Genomic DNA, 16,296 nt, shown 5'->3' on the forward strand with positions numbered 1-16,296 from the left:
CGCCCAGACCGTCCAGGTGTCGGCCTACCCCGACCACTACGCCCAGTGGGAACAGCAGGCCGCCGACCTCGTCGCCGAGCACTGGAACAAGTAAGACGAACAAACAACGAGAGGCCGGCACCCCGAAACGAGGGGTGCCGGCCTTTCCGCGTACCCGATGGGTCAGGCCGGGGGCAGGACGAACGTCCACGTGGTGGTGGTCGTGCTGGCGGCACCGCCGGTCGCGGTCAGCCCGCCGTAGCTGCCGGTCGGCACGCTGCTCGCCGAGTCGGCGAGCAGGCCGGTCACCCGTCCGCCACCGGTCTGCGAGGAGTTGCTGCGCACCGCCACGCCGGACGGCGGGGTGAGCGCGGTGGAGGTGCTGTCGCCGTGCAGCCAGTACGACACGGCCCAGCTCTGCGCCGCGGTCACCGGCGCGTACGGGGTGATCCGGGTGGTGGTGCTCGCCGGGTCGGTGGCCCTGCTGAAGACCGGTGCTCCCGGTGCAACCCCCCGGTACGCGGCCAGCACCAGGTTGCCCTTCGCCTGGCTGTCCAGTGTCACCCGGACCGCCGTGCCGGCGTCGCCCGCGCTCGCCGTCTTCCACCAGGCCGTGGTGGTGGCGAAGCCACCGTCGAGGCGGTCGAGCCTGCTCCAGCCGGTCACGCCGGTCGGCTCACCGGTGGCGGTGTGCGTGTTCTGGCTGAGCACGAGCAGCAGCGTGTCACCGGCCTGCACGCCCGCCGGGACGGTGACCGTGTGGCTGGTCCAGTTGGCGTTAGCGGTGGCCTGGCCGACGAACGAGATCCGCTCCGCTACGGGCGCGACTGTCACCTCGACTGTCGCGGTGCCGGTGGCACCCCGGTCGTCGGTGACGGTGAGCGTGACCGGGTAGGTGCCGGCCGCCGCGTACGTGTGCGACGTGGTCGGCACGGAGGCCGTGCCGGTGGTGTCCCCGTCGCCGAAGTTCCAGCTGTGGTCCTGGATCGCGCCGTCGGCGTCGGTGGAGCCCGCGCCCGAGAACGTGCACACCAGGCCGGAGCAGGTTGGCGTCAACGCGGCCACCGGCGTCTGGTTGGCCGGGCCGCCCGAGCCCTTCAGGATCTTCACGTAGTCGATGTCGCCGGCGAAGTAGTCGCAGGTGACCTTCGTACCGTCGCACTGGCTCTTGCCGCCGACGGACAGCGGCCATGTGTTCGCGATGGTGCCGGTCGGCCCGTTGAGGCGGCTGGTCCGCACGCCGTCGACGTACATCTCCACGTACGCCGACGTGCGGTTGCAGGTGATCGTGTGCCACTGGCCGTCGGAGATCGGCACGTCCGTGTAGCCGGTACGGGAAGCGCCGTCCGCGCCCCGGAACAGGCACTTCGGCTTGCCGTTCGGCGCCTCGAACTTCCAGTAGCCGCCGGCCGTGTTGCCCTGTCCCTTCTGGAGGATGTTGCCGAAGGAGTACGTGGTCCGGTACCGGATGGTCACCGAGAAGTCCCCGGCGTCCGGGTTGAAGTCGGTGGTGTGCGGCACCAGGTCGACGTGGCCCGGGACGGACTGCTGTTCGCTCGGCAGGTGGGTGGCGAAGCGGTGGCCGGTCGCTCCGGCGTAGAGCGCGCCGGTGACCACCTCACCGCCGATCGTGCCGTGGCGGCCGTTGCCGCTGTAGTCGGTCAGCACCGGCGACGACGTCGGCTCGTCCATGCTGAAGAACGCCACCGTCCGCGTCGCGGTGGCCTGCGCGGGCGCGGCCGAGACCGTCACCCCGGCCGCCGCGACGACAGTCGCCACCCCTAATCGGGCGGCCGTCCGCCGCCATCGTCCCCGCTCGATCATGTGCATGTGTGACCGCCTCCCTGCGCATCGGGGCATCACAGTGACACGCGTGGTGGCGGCGGCTGAATAAGCCGCACGGTGGAGCTGAGTGACCGATGTGGCCGGTACGAACCGTCCGGTGGGGTACGTCCGCAGATCGACCGGCGGCGCCGGTGAGCGGGGAGGGTGACTCTCGGTGGGCGATACTGGGTTTGAACCAGTGACCTCTTCCGTGTCAAGGAAGCGCGCTCCCACTGCGCCAATCGCCCGGGCAATCGCGAGCGGACGACGGGATTCGAACCCGCGACCCTCACCTTGGCAAGGTGATGCGCTACCAGCTGCGCTACGTCCGCGTGCCGCCGGTTCGCGCCGGCGACGGGGTGAACTCTACCCGATGCCAAGATCGCCGTGCGGCAGACCCCCGCCGCGCCGGATGGCTGTGTGGTTGCGCTGCTCGCCGCCGGGGTACAGAGGCCGGTGACAGCACAACCATCCCCCGAAGGAGGCTGTCGTGGGTATCGGTACGAGCATTTTCCTGATCGCGGTCGGCGCGATCCTCACGTTCGCGCTCAACGCCAGCGTCGGCGGGGTCAACCTCGACGTCGTCGGCTGGATCCTGATGGCGGCCGGCGTACTCGGCCTGATCATGACCACGCTGGTGTGGGGTCGCCGTCGCCAGGTGGTCACCACCACCGCCGAGCAGCCGGTGGAGTACCGCCGGGTCGAGGAGCGCCGGGACGTCGCCCCGCCGATGTGACCCCTGCGGGGCCGACGGAGCTGATCGGTCCCGGAGAACCGGACCGGCCGGATCACCCGATCCGGCCGGTCCGATCCGTCACGGGCGCTCGCTGTCGTCGGCGCGCAGCCCGTACCAGCCGATCGCGGCCACCAGCGCCACCTGCACCAGATAGCTCACGACGACCACCGCACGCGCGGCGTCCTGCGGCACCAGCACGAACGCCACGACGTAGACGAGCCCGGCGATGACCAGCGGACGCGGCATGGTCCGGCCGACCAGGGTGCCGGCGAGCGCCAGGACCATGCCGAGCACGATCGCCACCTGGCTGCCGAGGATGGCCGGGAGCAGGCCGTCGAGTTGGTCGTTGAACACCTCGAACAGCGCCCGCCCCTGCGACTCCGGCAGGACCGCCGGGTCGCCGGCGTAGGCGAACGGCAGCACCTCCGCGGTGATCACCAACGCGAACACCACGCCGCCGAGACCGGCCAGGAACGCCCCCACCAGGTTCAACACCCCGGCACGGCCCCGGGCCAGCCGGACGATGAACACCGCGGCGGCGATCCAGGAGACGGCGTACGCGGGCCCGCCGAGGTAGAGGTTCATGGGCCAGTAGGCGGCCCCCAGGTCCCGGACGTCGTCGTAGTGGATCGCGCCGTCGAACGGCGGCTCCCACAGCATGAACAGCGTCCGCCCGGCCAGGGCCACCAGGAGCAGGACGAAGAGGGCGACGAGCGCGGCACGGCGCGACTTCGGTACGGGCACGGTGAGAGCCTCCGTCGATCGGATGATGCTCCACCGTGCCGAGAATCGCCGAAACGGGGCATCGGCCTCAGCACCTATCTTCGGAGAAGCCCTGCTCAGCGCCGCTGCCGCGCGTGCTCCAGCCAGATCCGCGCCGCCCGTACCCGCCGGTTCGTGCCACCGCCGGGGGTCAGGTCGAGCTTGACGAAGATCGCGCGCAGGTGGGCGTCCACAGTGCGCTCGGAGACCACGAGCTGCGCCGCGATGCCCGCGTTGCTGGCGCCCTCGGCGAGCGCGGCGAGTACCTCGCGTTCCCGCGCCGTCAGCCCGCCGACCGGCGCCGGACCGGCTCCGGCCTCGACCCCCGTGCCGGACACCTCCGGCGACGCCGCGGCCTCCACCCCACCGGCCGGGTGCGCCGGCTCGGCGACGTCCGCCGTACCCGCTGTGCCGCCGCCGTCCGCCGTACCCTCTGCGCCGCCTCGCGGCGTCACCGCCGGTGCGGCCGACAGGGTCGGTGCAGCAGGCGGTGTCGGTGCAGCGGGCGGTGTCGGTGCAGCAGGCGGTGCGGCCGGCAGGGTCGGTGCGGCGGTGAGCAGCCGCGCCAGGCGGCCGGTACCGGCCCACGTGCCGCCGCCGACGACGACTGTCAGCGCCGACACGACGAGGGCGACCGAGGTCGGACCGAGGGACGAGCCCGGAGCCGCCACGAGCGTGCCGGCGCCGACGACGAGCAGGGCGGCGGCGGCCAGGCCGGCGGCGCGCACCACGAAGCCGACCCGGCGGGCGTCGATCGTGCCCCGGGCGGCGGTGACCGCGCATGCCACGGCGAACACGGCGGCACCGGACAGGGCTACCAGGAAGGCGACCGAGCCGAGCGACGGCTCGACGTCACCGGGGGCGCGGGCGACGGCGAGGAGCAGGCAGAAGACGACGGTCAGCGGCGCCGCGGTGGTGGCCGCGGCGGCCACGCCGAGGCGGGCCCGCACGGTGTGGTGCGAGCCGAGGGCGGCCCGCCAGAGCGTCACCGGCAGGACGAGCAGCGCCGCCACGCCCAGCACGGTGACCACGGCACCAACCGGCGCGAGCGCGGTACGCCAGGACTCCCCCGCGATCGTCGGGAGCCCGGCGAACGGCTCGGTCGCGGTCGTCAGCAGCGCGTTGACGAGCGCGGCAGCACCGAGGACGAGACCCACGTACCGGTGGGTCCCGGGGGTGGCCGCGCCGGTACGGACGGCGGCCGAGGCGGTCAGTTGCAGCAGCGCGAGCGGTGGGATCCACGCCGAGTTCCACACCGCGACGGCCGGCCCGGCCCACTGGTGCCCGGCCGCGACGGTGGCCACCGCCAGGACGGTGAGCGCGAGGTACGCCAGCAGCGAGGCGGCGAGCCCGGTCGCCAGCCGGCCTGCGGCGCGGTGGCCCGACCGGGCGAGCCGGGACGCGGCGGTGGCCGCTGTCACGGCTGCGGCGGCCGGGGCGACGGCGCCGGCCGGCTCGGTCGTGAACCCGCCGTGACCGGCCGCTCCCAGGGCGACGAGCGCGACGGCACACGCCCCCGCCGTGGCTCCCGCGAGGACGGGCAGGCCCAGCAGCGCGGGCACCGGGCGGGCGGAGGCGGTCATCGGCGCCCCCGCCGGCGCCGGGCGGACGAGTGCCGGCCGGCGGCGGCCCGGGTCAGATGCGCGCCCACCGGCACATTCAACCCGGTAACCCGCCCGGAGGTCGATCCCGTGGCGTGCGGCGCCGGTTTGTCACCACCGCGCGGGCGCGGCGACGGCCGGCGGCGCGGCATTGGACTGATCGCTGACGACGAGAAAGGCCGTGTCGAGTGATCGACACGGCCTTTCCGCTGGTGGGCGATACTGGGTTTGAACCAGTGACCTCTTCCGTGTCAAGGAAGCGCGCTCCCACTGCGCCAATCGCCCTCGTCTAATGCCGAGGTGGAGACGGGATTTGAACCCGTGTACACGGCTTTGCAGGCCGTTGCCTCGCCTCTCGGCCACTCCACCGAGGTTGCCCCCGAACTGCGTGGCGGCATCTCCGAGCGGACGACGGGATTCGAACCCGCGACCCTCACCTTGGCAAGGTGATGCGCTACCAGCTGCGCTACGTCCGCACGCCCCGGTGTTATCCGGTGACGGATGAGAACTTTAGCCGAGCCCGGGAACGGTTGCCAAATCGGGTCCCCTTTCCGGCGCGTCCGGGGTGGCCGGGGCCTCGCCCCGCAGGCTTCCTAGGAGCCTGGGTGGCTGGCTCGAAAGGGTAGTCGCGAAGGCCGCGACCTGCCCGAATCCGGGCGGCGCGTCGAGTGTCCGGCATCCGACTGTCCCATCGACGACCGGCCGCTTCGGTAACTCCTCGTGGTCATTCGGATGGGTTACCGTGACCCGGTGACGAGACGAGCCGCCGAGATCCGCCTGGACGCGCTGCTGCGTACGGCCTGCGAGGTGATCGCGGAACGAGGGCTCGCCAACACCCGCACCGCGGACGTGGCCGAGGCCGCCGGGGTCAGCCAGGCGCTCGTGTTCTACCACTTCGCGACGAAGGACCGGCTGCTCGCGCAGGCCTTCGCGTACGCGGTCGAGCAGGATCTGGCCCGCCTCGACGCGGTGCTGCGCTCCTCCGCCCCGCCGCTTGCCAAGCTGCGCCGGATGCTGCGCCTCTACACACCCACCGGCCGGGCCACCTCGTGGTCGATGTGGATCGACGGGTGGGCGGAGTCGCTGCGTACCCCGGAGTTGGAGAAGCTCTCCCGCCGCCTCGACCTGCGGTGGCGGCAGGACCTGGCCGCGGTGATCACCGCCGGGGTCGCCGAGGGCACGTTCGACTGCCCCGACCCGGCGGGCGCGGCCTGGCGGATCAGCGCGGTGATGGACGGGCTGGCGGTCCAGCTCGCGGTGCACGAGCGGGTGATCACCCGCCGGCAGATCGCCGAATGGATCCGCCTGGTCGCCGCCAGGGAACTGGGCCTGGAACCCAGCCAGCTCGACTGACTGTCCCACCCACCCCGCGCCGGTGATCAAGGAGTTCGTGTCTCCGTCCGGGCCGGCGGAGGACACCAACTCCTTGATCACCGGGAAGACCGCCCGAGGGGGTCAGTGCCAGCGGGGGCGGGGGCGTTCGAAGGGGGGTGCGAGCGTCTCCGGTTCGGCCGGCGCCGACGGGCGCAGGAGGCGGCGCATCCGCAGCAGCAGCCCGGCGCCGAGGAACAGCAGCAATCCGCCGAGCAGGAACGCGGCCTGCACCAGGCCGAAGCCGCCGCTGTCCGCCACCGGCCGCCCGGCCAGGCCACCCGGCGGCGGTGGCTCCACCGCGGCGTCGGTCGGCTCGCCGGTGGGTTCCTCGTCGGGCGCCTCGGACGACGGCTCGTCGCTCGGCGACTCCGAGGGCTCCGCGCTGCTCGGCGAGGGCGTCGGCTCGGCCCCCTCCCCCACCACCTGACGGGAGGCGGTCCGCCGGGCCAGCAGGCGCAACTGCGGGTCGTACGCCTCGGCGGCGAAGCTCACCCGCCCGCGCCCGACGTCCTCGGCGAAGGCCACCCGGTAGCGGGCGGTCACGGTACGGCCGGGACAGAGCACCCCGGGGTCGAGCTGCCGGTCGGTGAGCCGGGCGGTGTCTCCCTCGGTGCGGATCTCCAGCGGGAACGATCCGCTGTCCTCCACCCGGTCCACCTTGAGCTGGTCCAGCCGCAGGCCCTGCACCCGCACCAGCATCGACCAGCGCACCTTGACACAGCCGCCCCCGTCGGAGCGGGACACCACGGCGGACAGCGTCTCCACCCGGTTCCCGGCGGTGAACTCGTCCGGCAGGCCGCTCAACTCGGTGGAGAAGGCAGCCGCCGCCCGCGCCGGCAGGGCTCCGCCGTACCCGGTCCCGGCCACGAAGGTCAGCACCAGTCCGATCCGCAGCGCGTGCCGCCAGCCGCTCACCACGCCTCCTCCCCCTCGGTCGTGTCCACAGGCAACGCTAGGAGCGCGCCGGGGACGCCGGTAGACGGGCGTGTTCGCATCCAACGCCAAGAGAAGAGGGCTGTTTCACCGAGTGTGGTGAACCGGTCACGACGCCGCCGCGACACGCCCGGGATCGGGCCCGGCCGGGCGGTGGGACACAATTCTCCGGTGTCCGAGCTGTCCGCCGCGTTCGTCCGGCTGCACGCCCGCCTCGCCCCGGTCGCCTTCGTACCCGAGGTGCTGTTACACCAGGCCGACGAGCCGATCGGCCTGTGGGAGCTGACCGAGGGCGAGTTCCGCAGTTCCCAGCCGCCGCCGTTCTGGGCGTTCGCCTGGGCCGGCGGGCAGGGCCTGGCCCGCTACGTCACCGACCACCCCGAGGTGGTCGCCGGCCGCCGGGTGCTCGACCTGGCCTCCGGCTCCGGCCTGGTCGCCGTCGCCGCCGCCCGCGCCGGCGCCGCCGCCGTCCGGGCGGTCGAGGTGGACGAGCGGGCCGTCGCGGCCGTCGCGCTCAATGCCGAGGCCAACGGGGTACGCGTCGACGCCGAACTCGGCGACATCCTCGATGACGACGCCGGGGACGCCGAGGTGGTGCTGGCCGGGGACGTCTTCTACAGCGAGGCGATGGCCCGCCGGATGCTGCGCTTCCTGCTCCGGGCCGCCCGCGCCGGTGCCCGGGTGCTGGTGGGCGACCCGGGACGGGCGTTCCTGCCGCGCGAGCGTTTCCACGAGCTGGCCGCGTACGAGGTGCCGGTCTCCGAGGCGCTGGAGAGCGTACGGGTGAAGCACACCACCGTCTGGGAGCTGGACCCGAACCCGCCCGGGGCCCGCCGCTAGCGTTACCGGGTGCTGTTCCGGGGCTGGGGCGAGTCCGTCGACGAGCCGTGGCCGGACGCGGCCACAGTCGTCGACCACGTCGGCGTGCCGCACCTCGTGGTGACCCGGCACGCGCTCGTACGCGAACTGCTCACCGACCCGGTGACGTTCCAGCCGGACAACGCGCTCGACGCGGTCACGCCGATCCCGGTCGCCGCGCTGCGGGTGCTCGCCGGGCACCGGTTCCGGCTGCCGCCGACGCTGGCGAACAACGGCAGCGCCAGCCACCCGGAGATCCGCGGCATCGTGGCCGACGCGCTGCACCCGCACCGGGTGGACGCCCAGCGCCGATGGCTGACCGGGCTGGTCCGCGAGCGCGTGGCCACCCTGGCCGCGGCGCTGGATGAGGGCCGCCCGGTCGACCTGTACGCGGGCCTCGCCGCCGACCTGCCGCTGCTGGTGCTGGCCCGGCTGGTCGACCTGCCGGACGCCCCGGTGGGCGCGGTGAAGGACTTCGCCCGCGCCGCGCTGGAGCTGTTCTGGGCGCCCCTCGACGAGCGCCGGCAACTCGCGCTCGCCGCCGAGGTGGGCCGGTTCCACACCGTGCTGCGGGAGTTCGCCGCGACCGGGGGCGGGCTCGCCGCGCGGCTGCGCGACGCCGGGCACTCCCCCGACGTGGTCGTCGGTGCGCTGTTCTTCCTGCTGGTCGCCGGCCAGGAGACCACCTCGCAGTTCCTCACCCTGCTGCTGCACCGGCTGTCCCGCGAACCGGCGGTACGGGCCGGGCTGCGCGCCGGCACGGTGGCGGTGGACGACGTGGTCGAGGAGGGGCTGCGGCTGGAGCCGCCGATCGTCACGTGGCGGCGGGTGGCGGCGGTCGACACCACGCTCGGCGGCCTGCCCGTGGCGGCGGGTACCAGCATCGTGGCCTGGCTGGCCCGCGCCGGGCGCGACCCGGCGGTGGTCGAGGCGCCCGGTGAGTTCCGCCCCGGGCAGCCCGGCTCGCGGCGGCACCTGGCGTTCGGCGCCGGGCCGCACCGCTGCGTCGGCGCGCAGCTGGCCCGGATGGAGGCCGCGGTGGTGGTCGCGGAGGCCACCGCGCTGCTCGACGGCGTGACTGTGGTCCGTCCACCGTGGTGCCCGGACAACCTGACCTTCCGGATGCCCGACGCGTTCGTGGTCAGCCGCGCCTGAGCGCTGCGGGTGTTAGGAAGGGACCCTTTACCTACCGGAGGCGTTAACAGGGGGCCCTGCCTTACTCCTCGGCCCAGGCCCGCCAGTCGTCGAGCACGCCGTACAGGGCGGGGGTGAGCCAGCCCGGCGCGGACCGGCGGAACACGCCCGGGTCCATGCCGCCCGCGCCGGCCGGCACCGCGCCGAGCAGGTTCGGCAGCAGCTCGGACAGGTTGAGCCAGTGCACCAGCTCCGGTTCGGCCGGCCAGGCGCCGATCACCACGCCGGCCGGCACGGCCCGCCGTTCCAGCGCCTCCAGCGTCAGCGCGGTGTGGTTGAGCGTGCCGAGCCCGGCCCGCGCCACCACCACCGCGGGCGCGCCGAGCGACACCGCCAGGTCGGCCACCGTCCACGGCTCGCCGGACGGGCGCAACCCCATCGGTACGAGCAGACCGCCCGCGCCCTCGACGAGCACCAGGTCGTGCTTGTCCGCCTCCTCGCGGATCGCGTCGACCGCGTTGTACAGCTCCAGCGGCGGCAGCTCCGCCACCCGGGCCGCTGCCAGCGGGGCCAGCGGATCGGGGTAGCTGGCGAGCGTCCGGCCGGTCAGCGGGGCGGCCAGCCGGGTCACCGCGTCGACGTCGCCGGGCTCGCCGGTGGCCGTACCGGTCTGGCCGGGCTTGACCACGGCGACCCGCAGCCCGGCCGCCTGCGCGGCGGCGGCGACGGCGGCTGTCACCACCGTCTTGCCGACCTCGGTGTCGGTGCCGGTCACCAGCACCGGCCCGGTCCAGGCGTCGCCGAGGCTCATGGGGCACACTCCACGATCACGTCCAGGGCCCGGTCGAAGTCGGCCCGGTCCACGCCGGCGCTGACGGTGAGCCGCAGCCGGGAGCGGCTGTCCGGGGTGGACGGCGGACGGAAGCAGCCGACGGCGACGCCCCGGTCCCGGCAGGCGGCGGCCCAGGCGGTCGCCGCCTCCGGTCCGGGAGCGGTCACCGAGATCACCGCGCCGTCCGGGGCGGACACGGACAGCCCGGCCGCGCCGAGCCGCCGCACCGCAGCGGCGACCCGGTCGGCCAGGTCGGCGCGCAGCGCGTCCCCGTCGCGGGCCAGCCGCACCGCGGCGCGCACCCCGGCCACCACGGCGGGCGGCGGCGCGGTGTCGAAGATGAACGTGCGGCCGGTCTCCACCAGGTGACGGACGAACTCGGCCGGCCCGGCGACCACGCCACCGGCCCCGCCGAGCGCCTTGGAGAGCGTCGCCGTGACCACCACGTCGGGCGCGCCGGCGAGCCCGGCGGCGGCCACCCCGCCGGCCCCGGCCGGGCCGGTGACGCCGAGCGCGTGCGCGTCGTCGACGAGCAGCAGCGCGCCGTGGCGGCGGGCCACCGCGTGCAGCTCCGCGAGCGGGGCCAGGTCGCCGTCGACGGAGAAGACCGACTCGGTCACCACCACCGCCGGTCGGCCCGGCGCGGCGGCCAGCGCGGCGGCCACCGCGGCGACGTCGGCGTGCGGCGTCACGAGCGTCTCGGCGCCGGAGATCCGGCAGCCGTCGATCAGCGAGGCGTGGTTGTGGGCGTCGGAGACGAGCAGCGTACGCGGCTGCGCCAGCCCCCGGACGGCGGCGAGGTTGGCCAGGTAGCCGGAGGAGAACACGAGCGCCCGGTCGACGCCCAGCCAGCCGGCCAGGTCGTCCTCCAGCGCGTGGTGGGCGTCGGTGGACCCGCGCACCAGACGCGACCCGGTGGCGCCCAGCCCGTACGCGGACAGGGCCTCTGCCGCGGCGGCGGTGACCTCGGGGTGGGTGGCCAGGCCGAGGTAGTCGTTGCCGGCCAGGTCGACCACGGCGTCGTCGGCGGCGCGGGGGCGCAGCGTGCGGGTCAGTCCCGCCCGGGCCCGCAGCTCGGCGCGGCGGTCCAGGGCCGCGAGCCAGTCCGCCACCGTGCCGCCCCTCCCCGCCGACCGTCGCCCTTCCGGGCGCTTCCGCGGGGCGAAGTTACCACCCGCGCCGAGGGCCCCGGCGTGGCGCGGTCCCGGCTCGCCGGAGGGCAGGCGGCGGCTGTTTCCCGCGCTCATGGTGGCCTGTTAGGTTACGAGCCATGCCAGAGATCCTCGACCAGGCCCGGGAGCGGGTGCTGGGCAACGGTGTCGGCCTCGACGAGGCCGGTGTCCTCGCGGTGCTGAACCTTCCCGACGAGCACCTGCCCGCCGCGCTCCAGCTCGCGCACGAGGTCCGGATGCGCTGGTGCGGTCCGGAGGTCGAGGTCGAGGGCATCGTCTCGCTGAAGACCGGCGGCTGCCCGGAGGACTGCCACTTCTGCTCGCAGTCCGGCCTGTTCACCTCGCCGGTGCGTTCGGTCTGGCTGGACATCCCGGCGCTGGTCGAGGCCGCGAAGCAGACCGCCGCGACCGGCGCGACCGAGTTCTGCATCGTGGCCGCGGTGCGCGGCCCGGACGCCCGGCTGATGAAGCAGATGCGCGAGGGCGTCGCCGCGATCCGCGCCGCTGTCGACATCCAGGTCGCCGCCTCGCTCGGCATGCTCACCAAGGAGCAGGTCGACGAGCTGGTCGAGATGGGCGTGCACCGCTACAACCACAACCTGGAGACCTGCCGCTCCTACTTCCCGAACGTGGTCACCACGCACTCGTGGGAGGAGCGCTGGGAGACGCTGCGGATGGTCCGCGAGTCCGGCATGGAGGTCTGCTGCGGCGGCATCCTCGGCCTCGGCGAGACGGTCGAGCAGCGGGCCGAGTTCGCCGCGCAGCTCGCCGAGCTGGACCCGCACGAGGTGCCGCTGAACTTCCTCAACCCGCGCCCCGGCACCCCGCTCGGTGACCGCCCGGTGGTGGAGGGCAAGGACGCGCTGCGCGCCATCGCCGCGTTCCGGCTGGCCATGCCGCGCACGATCCTGCGGTACGCGGGGGGCCGCGAACTCACCCTCGGTGACCTCGGCACCCGCGACGGTCTGCTCGGCGGCATCAACGCGGTAATCGTCGGCAACTACCTGACCACGCTGGGGCGGCCGGCGACGGCCGACCTGAAGCTGCTGGAAGACCTGAAGATGCCGGTGAAGGCGCTCTCGGCGACCCTGTGAGGCAGCGGTGACCGAATCCTCCCCCGCCACCACGGCGGCCCCCGCCGCGCTCTGGTGCGACAGGTGCGGCGAGTCGGTGGCGGCCGGGCCGCACCCGGCGTGCGAGACGGCGCGGGCGTGGGAGCCGCCGCGCTGGTGCGCGTCGTGCCGGCGGCGGATGAAGGTGCAGGTCGTACCGGCCGGCTGGTCGGCCGTCTGCGTCGAGCACGGCGAGCGGCGGGGCTGAGGCGTGCTGCGCGGGCGAGCGGTGACACTGCGACCGGTGACCGACGCGGACGTGGCCGCGCTGGCCGCGATCCGGGCCACCCCGGAGGTGCGCCGCTGGTGGCGCGGCGGTGACGACCTGGCCGAGTCGGTGCGGGCCGACCTGGCCGACGACGCGCTGACGATGTACGCCGTCGAGCACGACGGCCGGCTGGTCGGCGCGATCCAGTGGTACGCCGAGACCGACCCGGACTACCGCCACGCCAGCCTGGACGTCTTCCTCGACCCGGCGGTACGCGGCGCCGGGCTGGGCGGGGACGCGATCCGCACGCTGGTCCGGCACCTGGTCGACGAGTACGGCCACCACCGGTTCACCATCGACCCGGCGGCGGCGAACACGGCGGCGATCCGCGCGTACGCGAAGGTGGGGTTCCGTCCGGTGGGCATCATGCGCCGCTACGAGCGCGGCGCGGACGGGCGCTGGCACGACGCGCTGCTGATGGATCTGCTCGCCGAGGACCTGGCCGGCTGAGTCAGCCGGCCCAGAGCAGGTTGCCGTCGGGCAGGCGGCGGGCGCCTTCGGCGGGCCGGTGCGGGCTGAGCCGGCCGTCCGGCATGAGGTGCGACACCGGCACGCCGCGGCCGAGCACGGCGACGTCGGCGATCAGCCGCCGGTGGCAGCGCCACCAGACGCTCTCGCTGCACATCACCGCCGTGGTCCGCAGCGCGGCGTCGGCGAGCACCTCGTCCAGGGCCACGTCGAAGTCGGGCGTGCGGGTGTACGCGGCGTACGCCCGGAAGGCCGCGACCGTCCACCAGGTGTCCGCTTCCGGCTCTCCGGCGCGGACGTGCCGGCGGCCGCCGAGGCGCGGCTCCCAGCGGTAGCCGATGCCCCTTCCGGGCAGCCAGCGTTCCATCGCCTCGCGGCGGACGTCCGGGTTGGTCCGGCTGGCCGGGTAGCGGCGCACGTCCACCACGAATGTGACCTCCGCGCCGGCCAGCAGTTCCCCGAGCTGGTCCCGGCCGGCGGCCCCGTGCCCGACGGTCACCAGCGCGCGCTCCATCGACCCAGCTTGCCCCGGGCCGCCGCGGTCCGCCCACCGGCCGGGCACGGTCCACCCGAAAAGCGTGCCCGGCACCACGCGGTGCCGGGCACGCCTCGGTTGTGCGCGGTGGGGCCTAGCGCTGGAGGGTCAGCACACCCGGCCGCCACGGCAGCAGGTTGTAGTCGCCTCCCGCACTGGGGTTCTTGCCCTGGTACAGGAACTGGAGGTTGCAGGCGTCCACGGTCTTGGTCTGGTCGGGGTTGGTGCGGACCAGGTCACCGTGGCTGATGTCGTTCGTCCACGTCGCGCCGCTGTTGGCCTTGCCGGCGAAGGGGTTGCTCTCGCTGGCGGCCTGCGGGGTCCACGATCCGCTCAGGCTGTTCGACGTGAACGACCGGAAGTAGCGGCCCTGGCTCCCGATCGCCTCGACGATCATGAGGTACTGGTTCTGGCCGGCCACCTTGTAGACCTCGACGCCCTCGAACAGATTGTTCGTCGAGTCGGTCATGATCGTCGTGTAGTTCGAGCCGAAGCTGCCCGGGAAGTTCCCGAGCGGCATGCTCGACCGGTAGATCTTGCCGTTGTCCCCGGCGAAGAACAGGTACATGTTCTGGTCGTCACCGATGAGGGTCTGGTCGATGACGCCGTACGGGGCGTCCGGCAGGGTGGCGGTGGACAGCGTCTGCGCCGAGGACCAGCCGTTGGCGTTCGTCGGGTCGCTCGACGTCTTGTAGCTGAACGAGGTCGGCCCCCACTGGTACGCCAGCACCCAGATGTTCTTCGGGGCGAAGTACAGCAGGGTGGGCGCCACGGTGCCCTGGCTCATTCCGTTCTGGCCGGCCGAGGCCATGTCGGACCAGTTCGTGAACGTGCTGAAGTTCATCGAGCTGTACTGGCCGCTGCTGTTGACGTACGACCCGTAGACCAGGTGCTTGCCGTTGTAGACCACGTTCGTGAAGTCCTTGAGCGAGACCCAGCCGTTCTGCGGGTTGGCCAGCGCGCCGGTCGACGACCACCGGTAGGTCGACGGGAGCGCGCAGCCACCCGGCGGCGGCGTCGTGGTCGGCGGCGGCGTGGTCGGGGGCGTGGTGCCGCCGAAGTCGGTTCGCCACTGCTGGTTGGTCTGTCCGTGGCAGTCGTACAACTGGATCTGCTGGCCGTTGCCGGTGCCCCAGACGTCCAGGCAGCGGCCGGACTGCACGCCGCTGATGGTGCCGTTGGAGTTGATGTTCCACTGCTGGTTGGACTGGCCGTTGCAGTCCCAGATGATGATTCCGGTGCCGTTCGCGGTGGCCGCGCCGTTCGCGTCGAGACACTTGCTGCCGTAGACCATCAGCTGCTTGTTCGAGGTGTAGGTCCACTGCTGGTTCGACTGGCCGTTGCAGTCGTAGAGCTGGACCCGGGTGCCGTTCGTCTGCGTGGCGTTCGGCACGTCGACGCAGCGGCCCGACTGCACGCCGACGATCCGGCCGGCGCCGCCGCTCGGCGGCGGGGTCGTGGTCGGGGTGGTGGTCGGGGTCGTGGTCGGCCCGGCCGCGTTGAGGGCGTTGAGGACCGAGGTGTACGCGGCCTTCTTGTTACCGCCGCCGTCGAACAGCAGCGGGCTCTCGTTCGAGCGCCACGAGTCGCTGTCACGCACGCCCCACACGGTGATGCCGATGCAGCGCGGCACGTTCAGGCACGCCTGCGTCAGCCCGGCGTACTGGCTGGTGGACGAGTTGGTGACGTCGACCTCGGTGAGCGCCACGTCGACGCCGAGCGCCGCGAAGCTCGACAGCGTGGTCTGGAAGTTGCTCGGCAGGGAGCTGCCGCCGGTGAAGTGGGTCTGCAGGCCGACGCAGTCGATCGGGACGCCCCGGGACTTGAAGTCCTGGATCATCCGGTAGACGCCCTGGGTCTTGCCGTACGACCAGTTCTCGATGTTGTAGTCGTTGTAGCAGAGCTTCACCGACGGGTCGGCCGCCCGCGCGGTCCGGAACGCCACCTCGATCCAGTCGTTTCCGGTGCCCTGAAGGTTCGACTGACGACGGCTGCCGTCCTCGTTGAACGCCTCGTTCACCACGTCCCACGCGGCCAGCTTGCCCTTGTAGTGGGCCATCACCCCGTTGATGTGGTTGATCATCGCGTTGCGCAACGTGCTGCCCTGCATGTTCTGCATCCAGGGCGGCTGCTGGGCGTGCCAGGCCAGCGTGTGGCCGCGGACCTTCAGGCCGCGCTGGGTGGCCCAGTTGTAGATCTGGTCGCCGGAGGAGAAGTTGAACTGCCCCTGGTTGGGCTCCGTCGCGTCCGGCTTCATCTCGTTCTCAGCGGTGATCATGTTGAACTCACGCGCCGCGATGGTGCTGTAGGTCGAGTCGTTCAGCCGGCCCGCCGCGATCGCCGTGCCGAAGTACCGGCCCGACTGCGCGGCGGCCGCGCCCAGCGTGGACGCGGCGGCGTTCGCCGACGGCATCATCACCGCGACGGCGGCCACCGTCACGGCGCTCACCGCGCCGGCGAGCAGTGCCCGGACAGCGGGCGATCGCCGTCGCCGACTCCCGCCGCGATGAAGGGATGGACTCATTGCCATCGTGGCCTCCTTACTGGCCGACACCCAGGCCGTCGGGGCGGGACGACTGGACGTTCCGGTTGGGGTATCTAGCTTTGTCGATGCTTTCACCACGCGTCGGTGGGGACAATGGTGTTTCGGAAACGTTTCGGAAAAGTTCTGGCCGGGCGGGGGCGTGGCCGGTCACCCGGCCACGCCC

The 16,296-nt window shown here is 73.3% G+C and carries 15 protein-coding genes and 5 tRNA genes; 7 read left to right on the forward strand and 13 right to left on the reverse strand.

What is annotated here, in order from left to right:
* Nucleotides 1-162: 162 nt before the first annotated feature.
* From AB0B20_RS28630 to AB0B20_RS28640, 3 genes are all read right to left on the reverse strand, one after another.
* Entirely contained in the window at nucleotides 163-1,809 is a 1,647-nt protein-coding gene (locus tag AB0B20_RS28630; RefSeq protein WP_357389939.1) for a PKD domain-containing protein, read from the reverse strand.
* A 170-nt stretch (nucleotides 1,810-1,979) separates the two neighbouring features.
* A tRNA-Val gene (locus AB0B20_RS28635) sits at nucleotides 1,980-2,051 on the reverse strand.
* An 11-nt stretch (nucleotides 2,052-2,062) separates the two neighbouring features.
* Nucleotides 2,063-2,135, reverse strand: a tRNA-Gly gene (locus AB0B20_RS28640).
* Nucleotides 2,136-2,293: 158 nt separating this feature from the next.
* On the opposite strand from AB0B20_RS28640, the gene AB0B20_RS28645 reads away from it, so the two are divergent.
* Nucleotides 2,294-2,539 carry a DUF6458 family protein gene (locus tag AB0B20_RS28645; RefSeq protein ID WP_357389941.1) on the forward strand — a complete coding sequence of 82 codons (246 nt, stop codon included), beginning with the start codon at nucleotides 2,294-2,296 and terminating at the stop codon, nucleotides 2,537-2,539.
* A 78-nt stretch (nucleotides 2,540-2,617) separates the two neighbouring features.
* Here AB0B20_RS28645 and AB0B20_RS28650 read toward each other — a convergent pair whose 3' ends face one another.
* From AB0B20_RS28650 to AB0B20_RS28670, 5 genes are all read right to left on the reverse strand, one after another.
* A complete protein-coding gene (locus tag AB0B20_RS28650; protein ID WP_357389943.1) occupies nucleotides 2,618-3,283 on the reverse strand; it encodes a hypothetical protein in 666 nt (221 codons plus the stop codon).
* 95 nt (nucleotides 3,284-3,378) lie between these two features.
* A complete protein-coding gene (locus AB0B20_RS28655; protein ID WP_357389945.1) occupies nucleotides 3,379-4,884 on the reverse strand; it encodes a helix-turn-helix transcriptional regulator in 1,506 nt (501 codons plus the stop codon).
* Between the two features lie 228 nt (nucleotides 4,885-5,112).
* A tRNA-Val gene (locus tag AB0B20_RS28660) sits at nucleotides 5,113-5,187 on the reverse strand.
* A gap of 13 nt (nucleotides 5,188-5,200) precedes the next feature.
* Nucleotides 5,201-5,271: transfer RNA gene (locus AB0B20_RS28665), tRNA-Cys, on the reverse strand.
* A gap of 34 nt (nucleotides 5,272-5,305) precedes the next feature.
* Nucleotides 5,306-5,378: transfer RNA gene (locus AB0B20_RS28670), tRNA-Gly, on the reverse strand.
* Between the two features lie 274 nt (nucleotides 5,379-5,652).
* Between AB0B20_RS28670 and AB0B20_RS28675 the strand changes: the two genes are divergently transcribed.
* Nucleotides 5,653-6,255 (forward strand): TetR/AcrR family transcriptional regulator, encoded by a 603-nt coding sequence (locus tag AB0B20_RS28675; protein WP_357389947.1) that lies wholly within the window; start codon nucleotides 5,653-5,655, stop codon nucleotides 6,253-6,255.
* 102 nt (nucleotides 6,256-6,357) lie between these two features.
* Here AB0B20_RS28675 and AB0B20_RS28680 read toward each other — a convergent pair whose 3' ends face one another.
* The gene (locus tag AB0B20_RS28680; RefSeq protein WP_357389949.1) at nucleotides 6,358-7,191 is read right to left on the reverse strand and encodes a hypothetical protein; all 834 of its coding nucleotides are present in this window, start codon (nucleotides 7,189-7,191) and stop codon (nucleotides 6,358-6,360) included.
* A 189-nt stretch (nucleotides 7,192-7,380) separates the two neighbouring features.
* Here AB0B20_RS28680 and AB0B20_RS28685 point away from each other — a divergent pair, with 189 nt between their 5' ends.
* Nucleotides 7,381-8,049, forward strand: a complete 669-nt coding sequence (locus AB0B20_RS28685) for a 50S ribosomal protein L11 methyltransferase (protein ID WP_357389951.1) — start codon at nucleotides 7,381-7,383, stop codon at nucleotides 8,047-8,049.
* Nucleotides 8,050-8,058: 9 nt separating this feature from the next.
* Nucleotides 8,059-9,222: a cytochrome P450 gene (locus AB0B20_RS28690; protein ID WP_357389952.1), complete on the forward strand. Its 1,164-nt coding sequence runs from the start codon at nucleotides 8,059-8,061 to the stop codon at nucleotides 9,220-9,222.
* Nucleotides 9,223-9,283: 61 nt separating this feature from the next.
* Here AB0B20_RS28690 and bioD read toward each other — a convergent pair whose 3' ends face one another.
* Nucleotides 9,284-10,012, reverse strand: coding sequence for a dethiobiotin synthase (gene bioD, locus AB0B20_RS28695; RefSeq protein WP_357389954.1), 729 nt, complete (start codon nucleotides 10,010-10,012; stop codon nucleotides 9,284-9,286).
* Nucleotides 10,009-11,145: an 8-amino-7-oxononanoate synthase gene (locus AB0B20_RS28700; protein ID WP_357475010.1), complete on the reverse strand. Its 1,137-nt coding sequence runs from the start codon at nucleotides 11,143-11,145 to the stop codon at nucleotides 10,009-10,011. The genes bioD and AB0B20_RS28700 overlap by 4 nt, the downstream gene beginning before the upstream one ends.
* Nucleotides 11,146-11,303: 158 nt before the next feature.
* Here AB0B20_RS28700 and bioB point away from each other — a divergent pair, with 158 nt between their 5' ends.
* Genes bioB through AB0B20_RS28715 form a run of 3 tightly spaced genes read left to right on the forward strand, consistent with a single transcriptional unit; the run spans nucleotide 11,304 to nucleotide 13,035 of the window.
* A complete protein-coding gene (bioB, locus tag AB0B20_RS28705; protein ID WP_013284870.1) occupies nucleotides 11,304-12,299 on the forward strand; it encodes a biotin synthase BioB in 996 nt (331 codons plus the stop codon).
* 7 nt (nucleotides 12,300-12,306) lie between these two features.
* Nucleotides 12,307-12,525 carry a hypothetical protein gene (locus AB0B20_RS28710; RefSeq protein WP_357389959.1) on the forward strand — a complete coding sequence of 73 codons (219 nt, stop codon included), beginning with the start codon at nucleotides 12,307-12,309 and terminating at the stop codon, nucleotides 12,523-12,525.
* Between the two features lie 3 nt (nucleotides 12,526-12,528).
* On the forward strand, nucleotides 12,529-13,035 hold the full coding sequence (locus tag AB0B20_RS28715; RefSeq protein ID WP_357389961.1) for a GNAT family protein: 507 nt from the start codon (nucleotides 12,529-12,531) through the stop codon (nucleotides 13,033-13,035).
* A gap of 1 nt (nucleotide 13,036) precedes the next feature.
* Here the strand turns inward: AB0B20_RS28715 and AB0B20_RS28720 are convergent, their stop codons facing one another.
* Both AB0B20_RS28720 and AB0B20_RS28725 read right to left on the reverse strand, forming a co-directional pair.
* Nucleotides 13,037-13,567 (reverse strand): DUF488 domain-containing protein, encoded by a 531-nt coding sequence (locus AB0B20_RS28720; RefSeq protein WP_357389963.1) that lies wholly within the window; start codon nucleotides 13,565-13,567, stop codon nucleotides 13,037-13,039.
* A 115-nt stretch (nucleotides 13,568-13,682) separates the two neighbouring features.
* Nucleotides 13,683-16,118: a non-reducing end alpha-L-arabinofuranosidase family hydrolase gene (locus tag AB0B20_RS28725; protein ID WP_357475013.1), complete on the reverse strand. Its 2,436-nt coding sequence runs from the start codon at nucleotides 16,116-16,118 to the stop codon at nucleotides 13,683-13,685.
* Nucleotides 16,119-16,296 lie beyond the last annotated feature (178 nt).

It is taken from the genome of Micromonospora sp. NPDC049151 (assembly GCF_040648395.1).
GTDB lineage: Bacteria > Actinomycetota > Actinomycetes > Mycobacteriales > Micromonosporaceae > Micromonospora.

Coding starts and splice junctions, on each gene's coding strand:
- bioD (WP_357389954.1), bottom strand. CDS start 10,012: ATGAGCCTCGGCGACGCCTGGACCGGGCCGGTGCTGGTGACCGGCACC.
- AB0B20_RS28655 (WP_357389945.1), bottom strand. CDS start 4,884: ATGACCGCCTCCGCCCGCCCGGTGCCCGCGCTGCTGGGCCTGCCCGTC.
- bioB (WP_013284870.1), top strand. CDS start 11,304: ATGCCAGAGATCCTCGACCAGGCCCGGGAGCGGGTGCTGGGCAACGGT.
- AB0B20_RS28630 (WP_357389939.1), bottom strand. CDS start 1,809: ATGCACATGATCGAGCGGGGACGATGGCGGCGGACGGCCGCCCGATTA.
- AB0B20_RS28725 (WP_357475013.1), bottom strand. CDS start 16,118: ATGGCAATGAGTCCATCCCTTCATCGCGGCGGGAGTCGGCGACGGCGA.
- AB0B20_RS28720 (WP_357389963.1), bottom strand. CDS start 13,567: ATGGAGCGCGCGCTGGTGACCGTCGGGCACGGGGCCGCCGGCCGGGAC.